The sequence below is a fragment of the Peribacillus sedimenti genome (genome assembly GCF_046237635.1).
GTDB classification, from domain to species: Bacteria; Bacillota; Bacilli; order Bacillales; family DSM-1321; genus Peribacillus; species Peribacillus sedimenti.
In genome coordinates this window covers 2,626,473-2,645,230 of the sequence record NZ_CP143547.1, presented here as the reverse complement: position 1 = coordinate 2,645,230, position 18,758 = coordinate 2,626,473, and the positions used below count along the sequence as shown (strand labels likewise).

Here is an 18,758-nt window from a genome sequence, read left to right as displayed (position 1 = left end):
TTTAAATACCAAAGAACATGTTCATAAATTTATTATGTTTCTTCCGCCTTTGCGTGTTTTGATTAGACAATAATATGTTTTCCGATGGGTCCGATTGATCTTTTTCAGCTTCAAGCTTGTTAATCCGTGCTTCTAGCGAATCTATTTGTTTTTGCATTTCTTCGATTTCCTTTCGATGCTGCAGCAGCTGGTAGGAAACAACCGAATCGGCTTTTTCATCCAGAGCTTTTTCTAAGTTCTCCAGTTTAAACATGACTTCTTCTATATTTAGAGAGTATATTGGTTCAAGAGCCGATGATATTTCCGGGTATACCGTGTGGCTGCCTGTGTGATTTTGAATATTCTTCAACTGTCGGACGGTTTCTTCGTTGAATAAGTAATGGCCATGATCATTGCGATCCACATGTATATTGTGCTGCTTGACCCACCGCTGAATGGTACTAGTAGAAACACCCAATAATCGTGCCACGGCGCTTGTATTCATTCTATCACCTCCTACCTGAATTAATTCCCCGTTTATCACCAGGAATCCTTGCATCTGACAAAACATGTTCATTTTCGCTAAATCTAGAGAAACGATTTTTTCTTCAGCAAAAATTTTAGAGTCTGCAAAAAAATAAAACTTATTTGTGATGCTCTCTAACGCGTTTTCTAATGTCTTAGATGGGAAGCAAGGGTCCAAAGAACTATTCAGAATTGGTAATAATTTGTCATACGAAAATTACTAGAAATTGCAGGTACTGGTAAGGTATAGTACGAATATACTTATTTGGAATCGAATATAAATCTTGGATGCTTCTATTGTAGTAATCAAATAGATAGATATTATTCCAGCGATGAGAAAATTTCTGAAATAGCGGGTGGGGACAATTGAGAAAAGGGCTACTTTTGACATCGTCAGCAATTGTTGTAAGTGGGTTAGTTTTATGGGGTTCAAATTATTCAGCAATTCAATCTAGCAGTGAAAATGTACCTGTTGCAAACCATGCTGATAGTAGCATTGTTCTATCAGCTAAAACGCCATCAAATCCGGATGTTATTTTAATAGATCCAAGTAACGGGAAAGAAATTCAAAGATTAAAAGCTAGTTCCATCAGTAATAGGGATAACGCGGAAGCAATTGCTGAGAGTCTGGAAGAAAAGTATGACCAGGCGATGGTTCCGGCTAAATTAGGCCCGGATGGTCAATTGGTTCCTGGAAAGCCGCGCATTGTGTTGGATAAGAAGGCGCTTGTGAGTGAACTTATCAACCCAAGTGCATTTAAAATGACATTATCTATTCCTCTCGATATAACGAAACCGAATGTAACATCATCCAGTACGAGGAATATCGATAAAGTATTATTGGCAAGCTATGTCACAAAATTCGACCCTTCTGTAACTGGACGGGTTACCAATATACAGCTTTCATCTCAGGCCATCAATAATGTTGTGCTCGGGCCTGGAGACCGGTTCTATTATAATCTTATAGTGGGTGAAAGAACGGAAGAAAGAGGATATCAGAAAGCGATGGAAATTGTGAATAAAGAGCTTGTGGATGGAATAGGCGGCGGTATCTGCCAGACCTCCAGCACTCTTTATAATGCAATCGATAAAGCAGGTCTCGGAATCATAGAATTGCATCACCATTCCAAGCATGTAGGCTATGTCTCTGAGAAAAGGGATGCAACCGTGTCATATGGAGGCAAAGATTTTAAGTTTGTAAATACTAAAAATTATCCGGTTATTATAAAAACAATTGTTGATAAGAATGCCGGAACAATAGAGGTCCAGGTTCGGGCGGCCGAAAATTCATAAAAGTGAAAATCCTAAATTAAAAGATAACGATTCTCGAAAAAGGATCGTTTTTTCTTTTTGTTTTAACATGGGCAATTATTTTTGTTTCTGCATCAATAGCTTTCTCTCTATCTCAATAAGATTCTGCTCCTGCCAAGTACTCACTTAAGAAATAGAACTAATTGTGATCGCATAATGGATGAAGTTCATGTAAACAGCTGAAAGGCCATAACCTGATTACTTTCATGTAAACAGCTGAAAGGCCATTACCTGATTACTTTCATGTAAACACTCAGGTCAAACGAAGTTTATATAAGATATTTTAGGCTATGTAAGATATGAATAACTTTTATAGGAGGTTTAATCAGATGAACAATAATAGCAGAGAAGTCGTTGGTAAAACGAAAGCTGAAAGGAAACAAGGGGAAGAATTTGCTGCAGAAACCGCAAATAGTACAAACAACCTGGATTTCTATGAAGACATGGGAGACAACCCAAATGAAAACCGCATTAAAACTGATTATGGTAACGACAATTAAATTCCGTGAGAAACAAAATGAAGCAGCCAATCTTGGCTGCTTATTTCATGCAGAATTAACGGCCTCTTTCTGATTAATTTAAAGATAGTTGCAGAGTAAATTAATCCAATTTGAAAACATCTTATTGGAAAATTTAAAGTGGGTTGGAATAATTTGTGTGGACTTACTCCATAATATATGAGGTAGCAAGGCAGGTTCTTAGTACTACAACAGTATTAATGGGCTGCAAGGAACAATGTAAAAATCCAACAGAGAGGGAGGATCCCATATATGGAACATGGCAAGGAAAACGAAGGCAATTACGGGACTAATGTCGAAGGAATGGGAAGTCCGGCTGATGAACGATTGGGTACCGGAGAAAATCAAGATACGCTGACAAACCGGCAAGGACATCCTGTGACTGATAATCAAAATGTAAGGACTGTTGGGAACAGAGGGCCCATTACATTAGAGAATTATGATTTCCTAGAGAAAATCACTCATTTTGACCGCGAGCGAATCCCTGAACGTGTTGTGCATGCACGCGGAGCCGGGGCCCATGGCTATTTTGAAACCTATGGAAAAGTAGGCGATGAACCTGTATCAAAGTATACCCGTGCAAAAGTATTTGAAGGTGCCGGGAAGCAGACACCAGTGTTTGTTAGATTCTCTACCGTAATTGGTGCAAGGGAGTCATCGGAAACAGCAAGGGACCCAAGGGGATTTGCCGTTAAATTTTACACCGAGGATGGAAACTGGGATCTAGTCGGAAACAACCTTAAGATTTTTTTTATAAGGGATCCAATCAAGTTTCCGGATATGATTCATGCATTTAAGCCGGATCCTGTATCAATGCTGCCAGACCCGGAAAGAATGTTCGATTTTGTATCACAATCTCCCGAGGCAACGCATATGATCACCTTTGTATTTTCACCTTGGGGCATCCCAGCAAATTATAGGCAGATGCAAGGATCTGGAGTAAATACATATAAATGGGTGAACAAAGAAGGCGAAGCTGTCCTTGTAAAATATCATTGGGAGCCTTTAAAACATCCAATTAAAAACCTTACTCAAAAAGAAGCAGAGCAAATACAGTCCAAAACGACAAACCATGCCACGCAGGATTTATACGAAGCAATAGAACGGGGTGATTATCCAGAGTGGGAGCTGTTTGTACAGGTCATGAGCGACGAAGAGCATCCAGAACTTAATTTTGACCCCCTTGATCCAACAAAGCTCTGGCCAACAGATAAGTTTCCGTTCTTGCCGGTCGGGAAAATGGTACTGAATAAAAATCCGGAAAATTATCACGCAGAAGTGGAACAGGCCGCTTTTGGTACTGGTGTGCTTGTGGATGGATTAGACTTTTCTGATGACAAACTGCTCCAGGGCCGGACGTTTTCTTACTCCGACACGCAAAGGTATCGTGTAGGGACAAATTATCAGCAGATCCCGATCAATGCGCCAAAGAAAAGGTTTGCCACAAACCTGTGGGGCGGAAAAATGCTATACCGAGTGGATAGGGCTCCGGACCAGAACCCGCATGTAGATTATGAGCCTTCTACTCTTGGTGGTCTGAAAGAAGCTGAGCAGGTTGGAAAAGTCCATGAACCGCATTATAATGCAAATTTGGTACGTGAAAGCATAGAGCGGACTAATAATTTTGGACAGGCTGGAGAGACATACCGAAACTTTGAGGATTGGGAAAAAGATGAGCTGGTCAGCAATCTTGTAGACGCCTTGAAAGTTTGTAAAGTCCATATCCAGGAACAGATGATTGATAACTTTACAAAGGCTGACCCTGATTATGGCCGGCGTGTTGCTGAAGGGCTCGCAAAAGCTAGAGAAGAAACCAGGGCAGAACACACTAGTTCAGCTCAAGCAGACAAGGCCACCAGGGATTCCAAGAATATGGGCCACGAAGCGGATCCATATTAAGATAAAAGTAAGAAAACGGTCATTAGGGAAGCAAGCCCTCTTAGTGATAAAATGGGGGGCTCGGATTGTGGACAAAAGGGGCTCGCATTGAAGACATACCGAGCCTCTTTGTCATTCACGCTTGTCTTTTTAACAATAAGGGCAAGGGATTCAAGCCTTCTGGCTTTGATTTTTAGACCGTTACTGGTTCACTTGATGTCCCATGGACCAATTTCTTTAAATTAATAGCAGCGAAAATAAGATATGCCTCCACCTACGATGCTTTATCTCCCTCAGGGTTTTAAACGATTGGTATCGTTCATCATAAGTTGAAAGTCTGTCAATCTTCGTAACAAACGCGTGACACCGATTGGCTCATCCCTGCCACACGGAAAGAGAAGCGCCTGAAACGGAAATCCATTGACACAGATATGGCCTATATCAATAGAATGTAGACAAGCAAGATTATCCCTCGCGTTTCAACAGTGTGATTCTTCTTAGGCCCGGATATTATTTAATCCTGAAGCTCCTGGCTATTTTGTCTGCATTGTTTTCATTTAAATCAGGTGTATAGAAGTATACTTTATAATTAAGGTTTGTTTTGGCGGAAAAAAAATAATAACTTACAATTTGAGTAACATTCATTCTTTTTTGGTGATCCACTGTCCGTCTCCCCGGGTATTGGTATCCATTTAAGACATCATTGCTGAAAATATTCTGTTTGTTAATGTCATTTTCCATTTGTTCCGAGTTTAATACTTGAATGCCGCCAACATGTTTTTGGTTATAAAAAAACTCTATCCAGCCGTTTTCCAGCTGCTTTAATTTCATATCATCTAGACCGGTGATCGTAAATTTATAATTAGTTCCAAAGTAATTTCCATTGAATATGGCAGGAGTTGTCCCTGTTTTCGGTTTTTCAGCAATATCAGCCGTTTGCAATGTATAGTAGGAAAGTCCACCTGTGAATAATAAAAACAGGGCAATACTTAACACGGGATGAAAAACTCTCTTAACATTTTTCCATACATTCGGTGTACGTTCTGCTGTAGATAAATAGTTTTCTAGGTTCTTGGCAATTTCTACTTCTTTTACATGTGACATGGAATGCTGAGGAAAGTTATTCAATTGGTTTAATAGATTCTCTTTCACTAACCGGTTCATTATGATTCCCTCCCATGTTTATTAGTGAACTCTTCTTTAGCGCTCCTATCGCACGGTGAAATGTGAGATTCACCCGGGTTTTACTCCAATTTACTACCGAAGCGACCTCATCCGGCGTGAGTTCCATGATCCCTCGAAGGATGATTATATCCCGGTACGTTGGTTTTAATTGATTTATCAGTCGATATAATTCATTCTTTGTTTCATCTTCTAAAAGGAGTTCCTGAGGATTTTTATCCCTGGAACTCATATGGTACAAAAAACTTTCTGGCAAAAAGTAATGTGCTTTGTTTTTCCTGAAAAAATCAATAGCGACATTTCTTGAAATTGCAAGCAGCCAAGTTTTAGGTTCAGAACGGCTTTCATATTTCTCCAGTTTCTGAAAAGCCTTTATGAACACCTCCTGGACCAAATCCTCAACATCCCTGGAACCGATATAGTAAACTAAAAAATTATATGTATCCTGATGATATGTTTCGTACCATTGGTGTATCAGCCTTTTTTTGTCCATTTTCATACACCTCCAAACCTTACTTATCTATTAGACGTATAATATCGGTTAAAATATCATCATTTAAAAAAGTTTAGGATTATTTTTATTGACCTAATTATATCAAGGCAAATGGACTGTAAGGCTGTGGCTAGGATCACTTTGAAAATCCGGGATTGTCACATGCAGGGTGAAACGCCTCAAAATACCAGCGGTTAATAACCGGCCAGCATTACAGATTAAAGGTCCTGAGCAATAACAGAAATCAGTTATTCAAGAATGTAGATATGGATTTCAATACAGATTTAGTAAGAAAAAAGTATATATTAGGTCTAAAATTATGATAGAATAATACATTGTAATAATAGCTGAATAACGGATTGTAAAAGAGGTTCTAGCTACCCTCTCAAAAAAACTAAGGAAAACAGTACCTCTTTAGTGTGCTGTTTTTTCGTTTGTAAAGGAGTAATTTACCAATGAAAAATGAACGTGCTGTAGTTGTGTTTAGTGGAGGACAGGATAGTACTACATGTCTGTTCTGGGCGAAAGACAGGTTTGAACATATTGAAGCAGTTACTTTTGATTATAATCAAAGACATAGTCTTGAAATTGAATGCGCTAAAAATATTACCAAAGAGCTTGGCATTAAGCATCATATTTTAGATATGTCTTTGTTGAATCAGCTTGCCCCGAATGCTTTAACGAGAGATGAAATCGAGGTAAGGGACGGAGAGGAAGGGGAACTTCCTTCCACATTTGTTCCCGGAAGAAATTTGCTGTTCTTATCATTTGCCGGGGTTCTCGCACGGCAAATCAATGCAAAGCATATCATCACAGGTGTTTGTGAAACAGATTTTAGCGGATACCCTGATTGCCGGGACTCATTTATCAAATCATTGAATGTAACCCTGAATTTGTCCATGGATTACCCATTTGTGATCCACACTCCATTGATGTGGCTTAATAAAGCGGAAACCTGGCAGATGGCAGACCAGCTTGGAGCGTTTGATTTTGTACGTGAAAAAACGCTCACTTGCTATAACGGAATCATTGCAGATGGATGTGGAGAATGTCCAGCATGCAAGCTGCGTCAAAAGGGACTGGAAGAATATTTGCAGACAAGGAAGGAGTTTTGATATTATGTACGGATTCAGAATAGTGGATAAACTCCAAAAGCTAAATGAGGATATCAAGCCAGAACAATTGAAATACCATCATAAAAGGGTATTGGTAAGCAAGGAGTTTTCATTTGATGCTGCCCATCATTTGCATTGCTATGATGGAAAATGTAAAAATCTTCATGGCCACACATATAAAGTCATCTTTGGAATCAGCGGTTTTGTTGATCAAAGAGGATTGATGATAGATTTCGGCGATATCAAAGAGATTTGGAAGCAGGACATAGAAATATTCCTCGATCATAGGTATTTAAATGAAACGCTTCCTTCAATGAATACTACCGCAGAAAATATGGTGGTATGGATTTATGAAAAAATGTCTGAAGCATTAAAAGCTAGAGAGAATCAATATGATGGAGCACGAGTTGAATTTGTCCGTCTGTACGAAACCCCTACAAGCTATGCAGAGGCAAAACGGGAGTGGATGGAGATTGAATAAGATTCCGGTTATGGAGATATTCGGCCCTACAATTCAGGGAGAAGGGATGGTGATCGGACAAAAGACAATGTTTATCCGTACTGCAGGCTGTGATTATTCATGTGCCTGGTGTGATTCAGCGTTTACTTGGGATGGAACAGGAAAAGACGATATAATCCAAATGACATCAGAAGAGGTATGGCAGCAACTCGAGAGACTGGGAGGCAATAGTTTTTCCTTTGTAACCATATCAGGCGGAAATCCGGCATTATTGAAAAATCTTGGCAGCTTGATTAGCCTGTTAAAGGAAAAGGAAATAAAGATTGGCCTGGAAACACAGGGAAGCCGCTGGCAGGATTGGTTCATCGATATCGATGAACTAACTATTTCACCTAAACCTCCAAGCTCTACTATGGTTACCGATTTCGGAATCCTGGACCAAATATTCCTAAACTTAAAGGAAAGGAATTTTCAGCATAATGTAAGCCTTAAGGTTGTAGTATTTGATGATAAGGATTACGAATATGCAAAAATGGTCCATCATCGCTATCCAGAAATACCTTTTTTCCTTTCAGTAGGAAATGATGATATAATCACAACTGACAATCAAAAGCTGGTTAGCAATCTGCTTAATAAATACGAGTGGCTTATTGACAAGACTATGGTTGATCACGAATTGAATAATGTAAAAGTACTTCCTCAGCTGCACACCTTCATTTGGGGCAATAAAAGAGGGGTATAAAATAAAAAAAGGCATCTGTGAGTAATATTCCTTGATATTACAAACAGATGTCTTTTTATAAAAACGAGAATCCGAGGATTTTCATAATTTGTAAAAAAGTTCATTTCTTTAATATCTGTATATTTTAGGAAAGAGGGAATTAAGTAAGGGAGCTATTCGAATGAATGAAAATCGAATCGTGTAGATTAGATGGACAAAATATCTAATGACTATAACTGAGATGACCTTCTGAAACACAATCCCGGATTTGGCAAACCGCTTCCGAGAAAATTATTCAAAGGAAATGTAAACGACCATTTTGTGAAAATTGCCAAGGATTCAGGATTTAAACCTCCATGGATTGCTTTGCAATCGGAAATAAGAAACAAAATCCGAAACATTATTAGCAATAAGAATAGCTCTATAGAGTCGGAACTATATAATTGGATCGATGAAGTTAATATCATAATAAAAAAAATATAATTTCTCTTGTCCATCTAATATGCAGCGTAGCTTGATTACACATGAAAACATCGAACAACAGTATCTGAAATCTATGTAAGGATTTAATAAATTCTTTATCAGCCATACTTTGGAGCCTGACTATAAGGATTCAAATATAAAATAAGCCCTTGCAAATCCATTGAGTGGAAAAATGATAAACCCAATAAGATGGTCAAGTATATGAATACGCCGTTTCCACATTGGCATAGGCGTACTTTTATTTATGCCCCGCTAAAACAGCATTCTTGTTAAAGAAGTGCAGAATTCCATGCAAGATTAAAAAGACACATCCAGAGGACAAGTATAGTAATCCTCCAAATAAACCCATTGCCCTTGGTTTGACAGATTCCAGCAGAAGTCCAGTAAGAAACATTGACACACCTATACCAGTATTCGATATCGTTGCGGTGAGCGCAAAATAGCTGCTCAGCCATTTAGAGGGAATATTGTTCATGACAGCTGTGTCCGTAAGTGTATTTCCTACAGCACCAAAAATTGTTAAAATACCAAAAAGCGTGACGACTGCCATGAATGAATGAGTCTGGCTGATTAAGGAAAGGATGACACCTTCCATGGATAAACATATGAATCCAAACATCAAAAATTTTCCTGTAATCCATTTTGTTATAAGCGGGCTAATTATAAATCCTGTACCCAGAACACTGTATAGAATTCCAACCCCTAAATCTCCCGCATGAAAAGTTTCCACAGCATATACACTTAACAGTACATTTTCAATTCCATTGATTAACGGAACAATGGTTTCAAAAGCGACCATAATCAGGACAAATGATGACGCAATTACATATGGAAAAAAGGCTTCTTTATTCATGCCCTTCCTATTATCTTCCTCATTTGTCTGCGGGGAATCAAGAGAAGGGATAGAACGAATAAATAACGCGGATATAAAGAAGGACAGGATGTTTACAGCAAAGGCAGCTTGGGTCCCAAATAGAAACGACACCAACCCTCCGGCTAACGCGCCAAAAATTAAAACAAAACCTGTCTGTACCTGCTCCCAGGAATTAACCTCCTTGATATTTCGTGAATGTATAATGGCAGGAATGCTTGCCTTTCTTACAGGCGCATACAAAGCTTCACCCGCAGCTAGCAAGAACGTGCCTATATAGACAACCCAAAAATCGTCAGGGCTTCGGACAAACATGAAGGATAATGCGACTACAGCTCTGACTGCATCCGTAACCATAAGCAAATATTTCCTTGTATATTTTCTGGCAAGATAACTGCTGAAGGGACCGAACAAAAGAAACGGAAGCATTCTTAATGCAAGCGTAATTCCGACAGTTAAGCCTGAACCGGTTAACTGGAGCAGCAAAGTCAGCAATGCTACCTGGCTAAAACGATCGCCAATTCCATTAACTAATCCAGCCATAAATAATCTTTGATATATTTTTTCTTCCTGAAAAGAATGCAGCATCCGAATGGCCCCCTGAATTTTCATAATCATCTAATTAGATAATTAACTAATTAGATGATAATGCAATTTGTTAAAAATGAAAAGATGTTTTACGAAATTTTGGAAAAATTCTTTCTGAGAGCCATAAATCCAGGCTTCGTGACAAATACAAGTTCGGTTTAAGTACAACAAAAGCGAAGAAAAAATTTGGTCAAACATTATATGGAACAAGTAAGAGTAAAGAATGGATGAAAAATACCATCATTCTGATTAATAGTGGAAGGTACGAGGAAGTGTATTCTATTGTAAAGATAGGGAATTAATCATGGTGATCATAATAAACGTCGATATTAGATGGAATAAAATAGTATAATCGTAATCAGGACTATTACACTACTGAATAAAAAGGCAGACATTCCGAACACCCAATATGCATTAATTAATGGTGAAGGATGTTAAAAACAATTGGTATATGTATGTAAGTTGAGGCGGAGGAAATCAGATGATTATAGTGAACGATGTAAGCAAGGCAATTAAAGAAACTGAAATCCTGCATAATGTTTCTTTTACAATTAAAGAAGGGAGTATAACAGGGCTGCTTGGTCCAAACGGGGCAGGCAAAACAACGATCATAAGGCTGTTGAATGGCGTCATTGATCCAAATGATGGAAAGATATCGGTTATGGGATATAATCCGGCGGAGAAAGGCAATGAAATTAGAAAAAGAGCAGGCATCGTTACTGAAAGCGCCTCTCTATATCATGAAATGACTGCTTGGGAAAACCTTGTCTTTTTCTCCAAGGTTTACGGAAAGGCGGACTATAAAAGAATCACATACTTGCTGGACCAATTTGATATGCTGCCGGTAAAAAATCGTTTAGTTGGGACATTTTCGACCGGTATGAAGAAAAGAGTTTCCCTGGCAAAAGCCTTATTGCACAAACCTAAGCTTCTTTTTTTGGATGAGCCGACAAATGGACTGGATCCGGATGGAATTAATTCAGTCATTTATTATTTGAAAAAAGTGAACATGGAAGAAAAGGTAACCATCTTAATATGCTCCCATGTTCTGCACCAATTAGAAAGCATTTGCGACTCATACCTTTTCCTTAAAAAAGGGCGTATCATAGACTCAGGCACAAAAGAAGAATTAGAAGAAAAATATCTTGATAGGATTAGATTGTTGGTAGAAACAGGACTTCGTGTAGATGGCGATACCTACAAAGGTTATAAATTCGAAAGAAAAGGCCAACAAAAGATTGAATTTGCGCTATCCGCAAAATCTGAGATATCTACGCTGTTGAATGAGATTCTACAGGAGAGTTGGGTACACTCTTGTGAAATTACCAACAGGAGCCTTGAGGCACTATATTTCAAAATAGCAGGTGACCATAATGAATAAACAAATTATAATTGCAATAGCCGAAAAGGATATCAGGGGAATTGTACGATCAAAGAAGCTCTGGATTCCCATGGTAATTTTGTCATTTGTTTTGTGTATTTTAATTCCTGCCGTTATTTCCTTTATAGGAGTACATACGGATCTTCTGAACAAATCAGCGGAGGATTTAGAAAAACCTATACAATCTGCAATTGACAATTTCCCAGTTGAGGATATGAGGTCCACTCTAGACGAGCTCCCCACGCTGGGAGAGAAATTCGTTTATTACTTCTTGCATTTCATGTTAATACCTTTCTTCCTTATGACATCGATTATTCATTCTATGGTTATTTCCGCAAGCAGTTTTGCGGGTGAAAAGGAAAGAAAGACACTTGAAAGTCTCTTATTCGCTCCTATTTCTGTAAATGATCTATTTTTGGGAAAGGTCTTAGCATCATTAATTCCGACTTTAATCCTTGCTTACGGTGCATTTATTGCTAATGCAGTTATCGTAAACATACTTACTTATTCAGCTTTTTCGCGAATCATTTTGTTAAATCATATTTGGCTTATTTTATTGCTCTGGGTGATTCCGGCTTTGATCATTTTTAACATTTTGTTAAATGTTCTTGTATCAGCAAAAGTAAAGACGTTCCAGGAGGCTCAACAATTCGGAGGGGTTATGGTTTTTCCTGTTATAGCGATCTTTGTAAGTCAGGTAAGCGGCTTGTTTTTTTTAAGTCCTGTTATCCTGATATTGATTGGAGCTTCCTTATTTCTCGGAAATTACCTGCTTTTAAAAGTCATTACGCGCTATAATAAGAGAAATTCTTTATTTGAGAGCCAGATCCATTAATAAAACAGCCCCTGTATTGCTGGATAGCCGGCAATACAGGGGCTTTTGTGATTATAATTATTAGTTGTAATTATTTCAGAATGATGTGATATGGATTACAGCTCACAAGTTTCCTTATATCATCTGTAAAAACTGGTTTTGATTGAACCCCTTCGTGTGTAATCGGTTTCAATAAACCGCTCCCGTCATAGTGCTGTGGTTTTTGTTCCATAATTCCATCTCCTTAGTTTTTTCATTAAAAAGGAATTTCTTTGGGTGAATTGAATATTAAACATAAGAAGGTCTTTTTTCCTATGTAAATATACCTATAATAGGATTATATTTCAAACAGTTAACAAAAGGCAAACTGTTTTGACTTTTTTGTACAGAAACAGTTTGCCAATTTAATATAGGCACGGAGACTTTTTAGTCATTGACTGATCTTTATATAGAATAGTTTTAAGATATTTTACACATCCTATGATGTAGTGCAGGAGGTGATAATATGACAAATGAAAATCAAAACCAAAACCAGGATAAGCAGGGCATGGCGCAGAACGTAGCGGACAGAATTAAGGATGGTGCGGGTGTTGCTTTTGATGCTGCACAAAATACGATCCAGGCCACTGAAAATGTGGCAATGAATGCTGTTGATCAAACCGCAGAGGCCATTGACAAAACAACAAATAAAATTACAAATATGAATAATAATCAAAATCAATAATATGGAGAAGTCATTATTAATGGAGGCCTGTGTGAACTTTTATTAACAATGACATAATCTGGCAGTTATAATGGATGTAGTTTTCAATTTTTTCAGAGCAACTGAAAAGCTAAGTGGAGAGTTAGGAATTTTTCCTAACTTTTTTTGTCGTAGAGTATAGATAAAAAATCATTAATTTTACAGAAAAGGCATGAAAATCGGCTAAATTTCGCTAAAAAGAGAGAAGTGTACTCCTTCTGTACTTTGAAAGTATGCTAGTAACAAAAACAACGATTTTTCTTACAAGATTTCAGACTGAAATTATCAATGGTCGACAAGAATTTTCCCAATTTGATACAGGAAATAAGTCTTATTCATCTTACATATGGACATGGTAAAATTATGGTAGTTCCTAATCTTCCATGAAATAACATTTTGAAAATATGGAATAGTTGGGTCAGAATACTCGTCTTTTCGTCTAAAAAATTTGAATAAGCGGAGGGTCAAACTGATGAGACCACTTTTTAATTTAAAGTCTACAAAGTCCATCGTTTCAAAGGCCGCACGAAAACAGTCCGCTTCTAAAGAAAAAACAAAAAAACCAACTGCCAAAAAGAAGGACATGAATTCAACCCACCTGTTAAGCCAAAGTGTGCTAAACTTTGCTAAAGCGTCATTTGTGTTGGTGATTACCATAGTTTTCATTGTCCTATCCTGTTTAGGAAAAATAGACACCAGCTTCTTTACAACTCTTGTAGGAACATTTAGTCCATTTTTGTAAAATCTTGCTGGCGCAGCATCACTTCTGTGAAAATCTGTTCAGCGCTTGATTGACTTCTCGGTCTAGAGGCCCGTGAAAAAAATCCGATGACCCAACGAACGGAAAAGATGATAGGTATTTGCAGTTCAGGCAGCCACACAAACAAGAAAAAGGGAAGTGCCCCGCCAGGCACTTCCCTTTTTCTTGGAAAGAATGTTGCTTTTCATGAAACTCGTTTGATTGTTTATAAAAGTAAAAACACTGGTGGCCTGCCCCACAGCTTTAAGTTTCAAGGTCAACCTCTTCCAATAAATATGTCCCAAATAGATGTTGGAAGCGGAAAGTGGGAATATCCCCGAACCACTTTTAATTTTTTCAGTCTACGGTAATTATTATAGCACCAGCCAATTGAATGTAAACCAGGAACCCAGCTTTCTGTTATTTTTTATCAATTTGTAATACTATGTTCGGAACATAAACTTGTAATTCACACTCTTACACAAGAGCAAAGTATTTGAAATTCATGCAGCAGCGATTAAGGTTTATCAATTTCAATCAGATTCTTCACTATAATGTTCGTTTAGATATGGATTTTCTGTAGTGGCATAGTTCACAGAATAAAGGCTGGTTTCGGGATTAAGGCCATACATTCCTTTCTGCATTTTATCTACATCCTCGCCAACTTGAAACTGTGGATCTTTTTCTCTCTTCACATGCATTCCTCATTTCAGAGTAGTATGGAGGCATTTCTCCGTGCCAGTAACTATTACTTACGCAAGCAGATCTGCTATTTTAATCATTATTCTTACCTGTTTGAAAAGGGTTCATCCCAACTATATTTCTGTTAACAGTTTTCCGCGTATCAAGCTTGTTTTCAAGAAAACGTGTAAAGAAAGATATCAATCAGCAATAGTTGATTTCAGAAAATTCGTTTTATATAATCACTATATGTTCTTTACGATATCCCCTCTCTTTCATTATTTTAGTTTTGGATCTTCAACAGGTATGACAAACGAAAAAGAATGCTGACTCCAGTGCAACTCATATGTAAAGGGCAGGTGAAAGCTCGGGTCATTTGCTGTAGCGAGAATAGCAGATAACCATAGATGACTGGTTAAACAAGGAGAAATTAAACTACGGGTATTTAGAGATCTGAAATACGACATTGGTCATAATAATCGTCGGAATCTATCCGAATCAGGAGGAAGAAAATGTTAGAAATATTAGAGAAGCTGACTCAGCTGCCGGGTCCATGCGGTTACGAACATTCGGTGAGTTATTTTATAAGGGACTATCTCACAGAAAAAGCAGACGAAGTTGCCATAGATCCAATTGGCAATGTCATTGCCCGAAAAAAAGGGGACAAGCCAGGCCCATCTGTTATCCTGACAGCTCATATGGATGAAATTGGCTTTATGGTTAAGAAAATCGAATCTAACGGACTTTTACGTTTTGAGAAACTGGGAGGCCACGATGACAGGGTACTGTTGGCACAGCCTGTAACAGTTCTTGGCACAGAAGGTCATATTCCCGGAGTATTAGGGACAATTTCAGCCCATTATACAAAGTTTGATGATCCAAACAGAGTCAGGAAGCATAATCAGCTATACATAGATATCGGGGCTTCAACAAGAGAGGAAGCTTTGGAAATGGGTGTTGAAGTAGGAACACCGGTAACTTGGGGAACAGACTTTCAAGTATTTGGCCCAAAGGGTCAGGAGCGGGTGAGGTCAAAAGCATTGGATGACCGGGCAGGCTGTGCTGTACTCATTAACATGCTTGATGAACTCCAAACTGAGTCATTTGCAGGCGAATTGATTTTTTTATTCGCAGTGCAGGAAGAAGTCGGGCTTAGAGGAGCCAAAACCGCAGCGGAACATTTGACAGCTGATGCAGCATTGGCCATTGATACAACAGCAGTAAGCGATACAATGGAAGACGTAATGGACAATAGCCTGGTCCTTGGGAAAGGAACCGGTATAAAAGTTATGGATTTCAGTTTAATCGTACATAAAACAATGAAGGAAAGATTGGTCAGCATAGCTAAGCAGCAAGATATTCCTTACCAGCTGGAAGTATTTCCAGGTATAGGCACAGACGGAGGAGCCGTAAATTATGCAAACAAAGGCATACCAACAGGAGTACTTTCCATTCCTTCTAGATATGCACATTCGCCGTTGGAAGTAGTGGCCATTTCAGATTTGGAAGCCACAAAAAATCTTGTAAAAGCATTTATCCATTCACTTTCCGAGAATCAGAATTTTGAATTTTAATAGATTGACCTGGAGGATAAAATAGATGAAAATATTTATTTCAGCCGATATGGAAGGTATTTCCGGTGTTGCAACAAACCAGCAGCTTAGCACTAATAGTGAATATCAACGATTTCGCAAACTGATGACAGCAGACATAAATGCAGCGATTGATGGTGCTTTTAATGGTGGAGCCACTGAAATAGTAGTCGCGGACGGACATGGGAATATGTCCAATATCATAATAGAAGAACTGGATCCACGGGCAAGACTAGTAACGGGAAGCAATCGGGTCATGTGCCAGCTTGAAGGGTTGGATGAAAGCTTTGACGGAATTATGTTCGTCGGCCACCATGGCCGTGAGGGAGGATCCGATGTAACCGTTATAAGCCACACCCTCGCCGGCATATGTGTCAATGAGATGAGGATTAATGGCAAAGTAGTTGGAGAAACTGAAATGAATACATATGTAGCGGGCTCCTTTGGCGTTCCAGCCATTTTTACCAGCGGAGATGATGCTTATGTCAAAGAGGTACAGGAATCATTTCCTGAAATTGAAGCAGCAGTTGTAAAGCGTGCCGTTGATCGGTTTGCAGCTGAACTTATTCACCCGATTGCAGCACGTAAAATTATTAAAGAAAAAGCAGAAATTGCAGTGCAAAGGGCTAAAAATATAAAACCAGTCAAACTGGATGGTCCAGTTACTATTGAAATTGAAATGAAAGGGCCACAACAGGCTAAAATGACAACCACTCTGCCAACCGTTGAGTTAATTGGACCTAAAACCATTCGATTTACTTGCGGTGATATTGTTACCGCCTATAAACATATGTGGGGCTGTGTGATTATTGCAATGACAGCTACCAATGGTGTCCTGGGACAGGTTAACGCCTAACTAACGCTTCTCAAAAAGTAGTTTGATTCATTCGTGGCAACAAATGCTTAAGAAAATACACAGAAGTATGAGCTTTTTAAAACATTCTCCGTTATTATAGATAACGGAGAATTTTTTTTCGATAAATAGAAATAAAGAACCGTTTGTCTTTCATATCATTGCCGCGAAGATTAACATGTTTAAAATATCCAGGCTGTTAAAAAATAACCATATCAATCAAGAACTGGTTGAACGGGGACACCATGGTTATTGATAAGTATGACTGGCTGGGTATATCTATATAATCATATATCGTTTTAATGATCGTATTGGAGCCGGGTACCTGGTATATAACTGTGACCCTTTGCAGATGTCAAGAAAAAAACTCAATCTTATCTTAATGGAGCAATTAGTTGAATTTGCCATTATCTTGGGATGGATACGCCACTGAGCGTCCTAAATCATATGATGAACTCAAATAGCTGTTAATTTTACTTTTGAATCTAACCAACGAACTTTTTTTACATATACAACCTGTTAATGCACTAGGTTTAATGGAAGGAATGCTTACTCATGAATGAAAAGCCCATTAGCTTACGGAAAGAAGAACACATACGAATCAGTCTGGAGGAGGATGTTACAGGGCACGGAATCACCACAGGATTAGAAGACTATTGCTTCGTTCACCAAGCGCTGCCTGAACTCGATTTTAGGGAATTAAACCTTACCACATCATTCCTGGGGAAACAGCTAAAAGTCCCATTTATTATTAGCTCCATGACTGGAGGAACTGAACGTTCGTTGAGCATCAACAGTAATCTGGCCGAAATTGCCGAAGAAAAAGGCTGGGCTCTAGCTTTGGGATCTACGAGAGCAGCATTGGAAAATACTGAGACTGCCAAAACCTTTCAAGTAAGAAAGCTCGCTCCATCCATTCCCATAATTGCCAATCTTGGAGCTGTTCAGCTAAATTATGGCTATGGAGTAGAGGAATGCAGGAGAATTATAGATCTTACAGAAGCAGATGCCCTCGTGCTGCATCTGAATAGTATTCAAGAAATCATTCAGACTGGTGGGAATACCAATTTTAAAGGCCTCTTACATAAAATCGATGTTTTATGCAGCAGCCTGGATATACCGATTGGGGTGAAAGAGGTAGGATGGGGCATTCATTCGGATTTGGCAAGCGTGCTTATCAAAATGGGCGTCTCTTTTATTGATGTAGCAGGAGCAGGCGGCACTTCTTGGAGCCAGGTGGAAATGTACCGTTCGAATGATCCAATTACAAGAGCGGCAGCTGAAATCTTTTCTGGTTGGGGAATTCCCACTGCGGACTGCATTGTCGGTGCCCGTCTATTCTCAGAAAAGAATATAATCATTGCCAGCGGAGGGATTTCAAATGGGTTGGAAGCAGCAAAGGCATTAGGGTTGGGCGCAAATCTTGCGGGATTTGGCCGTTCCATTTTACGTGAGGCCGTCCAATCTGCAGATGATCTTCGTTCTGCCTTTGAGGTTATTGAACTTCAGCTGAAAATGGCTATGTTCGGTATAGGAGCTGGCAATATAAAAGAACTCAGAGGTACACCATTCTTAATCAAAAAGTAATGTTAAGGGTTATGTTGATTTTGATAATCAGGTTCTTTGAAGCGGAAGGTGTGAAGACTCCTGCGGGATAAACGGGAAAGCGGAGAACTCGCTGGCGCTTTTAGCAATGAGGAGGCTTCACTTACCGCCCGCGTAAAGCAAAGGGAATGAAGCGGAAATCAATAACCAAGTTTAACTCAGCCAATTATAAAGAACTGACCATTTTTACATATCCTGCACAATCAGGCTGAAAGGACTTCAGTTTC

Annotated in this window: 20 protein-coding genes and 1 riboswitch; of the genes, 14 read left to right on the top strand and 6 right to left on the bottom strand. The window is 38.8% G+C overall.

From position 1 onward, the window contains the following. Position 1: 1 nt before the first annotated feature. Positions 2-484 (bottom strand): MerR family transcriptional regulator, encoded by a 483-nt coding sequence (locus tag V1500_RS13110; RefSeq protein WP_409299826.1) that lies wholly within the window; start codon positions 482-484, stop codon positions 2-4. A gap of 386 nt (positions 485-870) precedes the next feature. Here V1500_RS13110 and V1500_RS13105 point away from each other — a divergent pair, with 386 nt between their 5' ends. The 3 genes from V1500_RS13105 (at position 871) to V1500_RS13095 (ending at position 4,232) form a co-directional block, all read left to right on the top strand. Continuing rightward, on the top strand, positions 871-1,797 hold the full coding sequence (locus V1500_RS13105; protein ID WP_409299824.1) for a VanW family protein: 927 nt from the start codon (positions 871-873) through the stop codon (positions 1,795-1,797). 347 nt (positions 1,798-2,144) lie between these two features. Then, the gene (locus V1500_RS13100; RefSeq protein WP_409299822.1) at positions 2,145-2,315 is read left to right on the top strand and encodes a hypothetical protein; all 171 of its coding nucleotides are present in this window, start codon (positions 2,145-2,147) and stop codon (positions 2,313-2,315) included. 321 nt (positions 2,316-2,636) lie between these two features. Further along, positions 2,637-4,232: a catalase gene (locus V1500_RS13095; RefSeq protein WP_409305981.1), complete on the top strand. Its 1,596-nt coding sequence runs from the start codon at positions 2,637-2,639 to the stop codon at positions 4,230-4,232. A gap of 489 nt (positions 4,233-4,721) precedes the next feature. Here V1500_RS13095 and V1500_RS13090 read toward each other — a convergent pair whose 3' ends face one another. Continuing rightward, positions 4,722-5,375, bottom strand: coding sequence for a hypothetical protein (locus V1500_RS13090; protein WP_409299821.1), 654 nt, complete (start codon positions 5,373-5,375; stop codon positions 4,722-4,724). After that, entirely contained in the window at positions 5,332-5,886 is a 555-nt protein-coding gene (locus V1500_RS13085) for an RNA polymerase sigma factor (RefSeq protein WP_409299819.1), read from the bottom strand. The genes V1500_RS13090 and V1500_RS13085 overlap by 44 nt, the downstream gene beginning before the upstream one ends. Positions 5,887-6,247: 361 nt before the next feature. Continuing rightward, a riboswitch (PreQ1 riboswitch) is annotated at positions 6,248-6,290 on the top strand. A 51-nt stretch (positions 6,291-6,341) separates the two neighbouring features. Here V1500_RS13085 and queC point away from each other — a divergent pair. The 4 genes from queC to V1500_RS13065 all read left to right on the top strand — a co-directional run bounded on the left by queC (position 6,342) and on the right by V1500_RS13065 (position 8,665). Further along, positions 6,342-7,001, top strand: coding sequence for a 7-cyano-7-deazaguanine synthase QueC (gene queC / locus V1500_RS13080; protein ID WP_409299817.1), 660 nt, complete (start codon positions 6,342-6,344; stop codon positions 6,999-7,001). Between the two features lie 4 nt (positions 7,002-7,005). Next, positions 7,006-7,482 (top strand): 6-carboxytetrahydropterin synthase QueD, encoded by a 477-nt coding sequence (gene queD / locus V1500_RS13075; protein WP_409299815.1) that lies wholly within the window; start codon positions 7,006-7,008, stop codon positions 7,480-7,482. Further along, positions 7,475-8,203, top strand: coding sequence for a 7-carboxy-7-deazaguanine synthase QueE (gene queE / locus V1500_RS13070; protein WP_409299813.1), 729 nt, complete (start codon positions 7,475-7,477; stop codon positions 8,201-8,203). Before queD ends, queE begins: the two co-directional genes overlap by 8 nt. 228 nt (positions 8,204-8,431) lie before the next feature. Next, positions 8,432-8,665, top strand: a complete 234-nt coding sequence (locus V1500_RS13065) for a DnaJ family domain-containing protein (protein WP_409305980.1) — start codon at positions 8,432-8,434, stop codon at positions 8,663-8,665. Positions 8,666-8,903: 238 nt separating this feature from the next. On the opposite strand, the gene V1500_RS13060 is transcribed toward V1500_RS13065, so the two are convergent. Then, entirely contained in the window at positions 8,904-10,124 is a 1,221-nt protein-coding gene (locus V1500_RS13060) for an MFS transporter (RefSeq protein ID WP_409299811.1), read from the bottom strand. Positions 10,125-10,605: 481 nt separating this feature from the next. Here V1500_RS13060 and V1500_RS13055 point away from each other — a divergent pair, with 481 nt between their 5' ends. Then, the gene (locus V1500_RS13055; RefSeq protein WP_409299809.1) at positions 10,606-11,505 is read left to right on the top strand and encodes an ABC transporter ATP-binding protein; all 900 of its coding nucleotides are present in this window, start codon (positions 10,606-10,608) and stop codon (positions 11,503-11,505) included. After that, a complete protein-coding gene (locus V1500_RS13050) occupies positions 11,498-12,340 on the top strand; it encodes an ABC transporter permease subunit (RefSeq protein ID WP_409299807.1) in 843 nt (280 codons plus the stop codon). The genes V1500_RS13055 and V1500_RS13050 overlap by 8 nt, the downstream gene beginning before the upstream one ends. Positions 12,341-12,410: 70 nt before the next feature. On the opposite strand, the gene V1500_RS13045 is transcribed toward V1500_RS13050, so the two are convergent. Then, a complete protein-coding gene (locus V1500_RS13045) occupies positions 12,411-12,551 on the bottom strand; it encodes a hypothetical protein (protein ID WP_409299805.1) in 141 nt (46 codons plus the stop codon). Between the two features lie 273 nt (positions 12,552-12,824). On the opposite strand from V1500_RS13045, the gene V1500_RS13040 reads away from it, so the two are divergent. Both V1500_RS13040 and V1500_RS13035 read left to right on the top strand, forming a co-directional pair. Next, the gene (locus V1500_RS13040) at positions 12,825-13,043 is read left to right on the top strand and encodes a hypothetical protein (protein ID WP_409299804.1); all 219 of its coding nucleotides are present in this window, start codon (positions 12,825-12,827) and stop codon (positions 13,041-13,043) included. A 490-nt stretch (positions 13,044-13,533) separates the two neighbouring features. After that, positions 13,534-13,803, top strand: coding sequence for a hypothetical protein (locus tag V1500_RS13035; protein WP_409299803.1), 270 nt, complete (start codon positions 13,534-13,536; stop codon positions 13,801-13,803). A gap of 530 nt (positions 13,804-14,333) precedes the next feature. Here the strand turns inward: V1500_RS13035 and V1500_RS13030 are convergent. Next, complete coding sequence (locus V1500_RS13030) at positions 14,334-14,495, bottom strand: hypothetical protein (protein ID WP_409299801.1); 162 nt, start codon at positions 14,493-14,495, stop codon at positions 14,334-14,336. A gap of 498 nt (positions 14,496-14,993) precedes the next feature. Between V1500_RS13030 and V1500_RS13025 the strand changes: the two genes are divergently transcribed. From V1500_RS13025 to fni, 3 genes are all read left to right on the top strand, one after another. After that, positions 14,994-16,055: a M42 family metallopeptidase gene (locus tag V1500_RS13025; protein ID WP_409299800.1), complete on the top strand. Its 1,062-nt coding sequence runs from the start codon at positions 14,994-14,996 to the stop codon at positions 16,053-16,055. Positions 16,056-16,080: 25 nt separating this feature from the next. Beyond that, a complete protein-coding gene (locus V1500_RS13020) occupies positions 16,081-16,929 on the top strand; it encodes a M55 family metallopeptidase (protein WP_409299798.1) in 849 nt (282 codons plus the stop codon). A gap of 552 nt (positions 16,930-17,481) precedes the next feature. Beyond that, on the top strand, positions 17,482-18,513 hold the full coding sequence (gene fni, locus V1500_RS13015) for a type 2 isopentenyl-diphosphate Delta-isomerase (RefSeq protein ID WP_409299796.1): 1,032 nt from the start codon (positions 17,482-17,484) through the stop codon (positions 18,511-18,513). The last annotated feature ends 245 nt before the right edge of the window (positions 18,514-18,758 follow it).

What these genes read in the sequence shown, in the direction of transcription:
- V1500_RS13090 (WP_409299821.1), bottom strand. Translation starts at nt 5,375, where the DNA reads ATGAACCGGTTAGTGAAAGAGAATCTATTAAACCAATTGAATAACTTT.
- fni (WP_409299796.1), top strand. Translation starts at nt 17,482, where the DNA reads ATGAATGAAAAGCCCATTAGCTTACGGAAAGAAGAACACATACGAATC.
- V1500_RS13095 (WP_409305981.1), top strand. Translation starts at nt 2,637, where the DNA reads ATGGGAAGTCCGGCTGATGAACGATTGGGTACCGGAGAAAATCAAGAT.
- V1500_RS13050 (WP_409299807.1), top strand. Translation starts at nt 11,498, where the DNA reads ATGAATAAACAAATTATAATTGCAATAGCCGAAAAGGATATCAGGGGA.
- V1500_RS13055 (WP_409299809.1), top strand. Translation starts at nt 10,606, where the DNA reads ATGATTATAGTGAACGATGTAAGCAAGGCAATTAAAGAAACTGAAATC.
- V1500_RS13100 (WP_409299822.1), top strand. Translation starts at nt 2,145, where the DNA reads ATGAACAATAATAGCAGAGAAGTCGTTGGTAAAACGAAAGCTGAAAGG.
- V1500_RS13040 (WP_409299804.1), top strand. Translation starts at nt 12,825, where the DNA reads ATGACAAATGAAAATCAAAACCAAAACCAGGATAAGCAGGGCATGGCG.
- V1500_RS13035 (WP_409299803.1), top strand. Translation starts at nt 13,534, where the DNA reads ATGAGACCACTTTTTAATTTAAAGTCTACAAAGTCCATCGTTTCAAAG.
- V1500_RS13025 (WP_409299800.1), top strand. Translation starts at nt 14,994, where the DNA reads ATGTTAGAAATATTAGAGAAGCTGACTCAGCTGCCGGGTCCATGCGGT.
- V1500_RS13045 (WP_409299805.1), bottom strand. Translation starts at nt 12,551, where the DNA reads ATGGAACAAAAACCACAGCACTATGACGGGAGCGGTTTATTGAAACCG.
- V1500_RS13085 (WP_409299819.1), bottom strand. Translation starts at nt 5,886, where the DNA reads ATGGACAAAAAAAGGCTGATACACCAATGGTACGAAACATATCATCAG.
- V1500_RS13110 (WP_409299826.1), bottom strand. Translation starts at nt 484, where the DNA reads ATGAATACAAGCGCCGTGGCACGATTATTGGGTGTTTCTACTAGTACC.
- V1500_RS13020 (WP_409299798.1), top strand. Translation starts at nt 16,081, where the DNA reads ATGAAAATATTTATTTCAGCCGATATGGAAGGTATTTCCGGTGTTGCA.
- queC (WP_409299817.1), top strand. Translation starts at nt 6,342, where the DNA reads ATGAAAAATGAACGTGCTGTAGTTGTGTTTAGTGGAGGACAGGATAGT.
- V1500_RS13060 (WP_409299811.1), bottom strand. Translation starts at nt 10,124, where the DNA reads ATGCTGCATTCTTTTCAGGAAGAAAAAATATATCAAAGATTATTTATG.
- queD (WP_409299815.1), top strand. Translation starts at nt 7,006, where the DNA reads ATGTACGGATTCAGAATAGTGGATAAACTCCAAAAGCTAAATGAGGAT.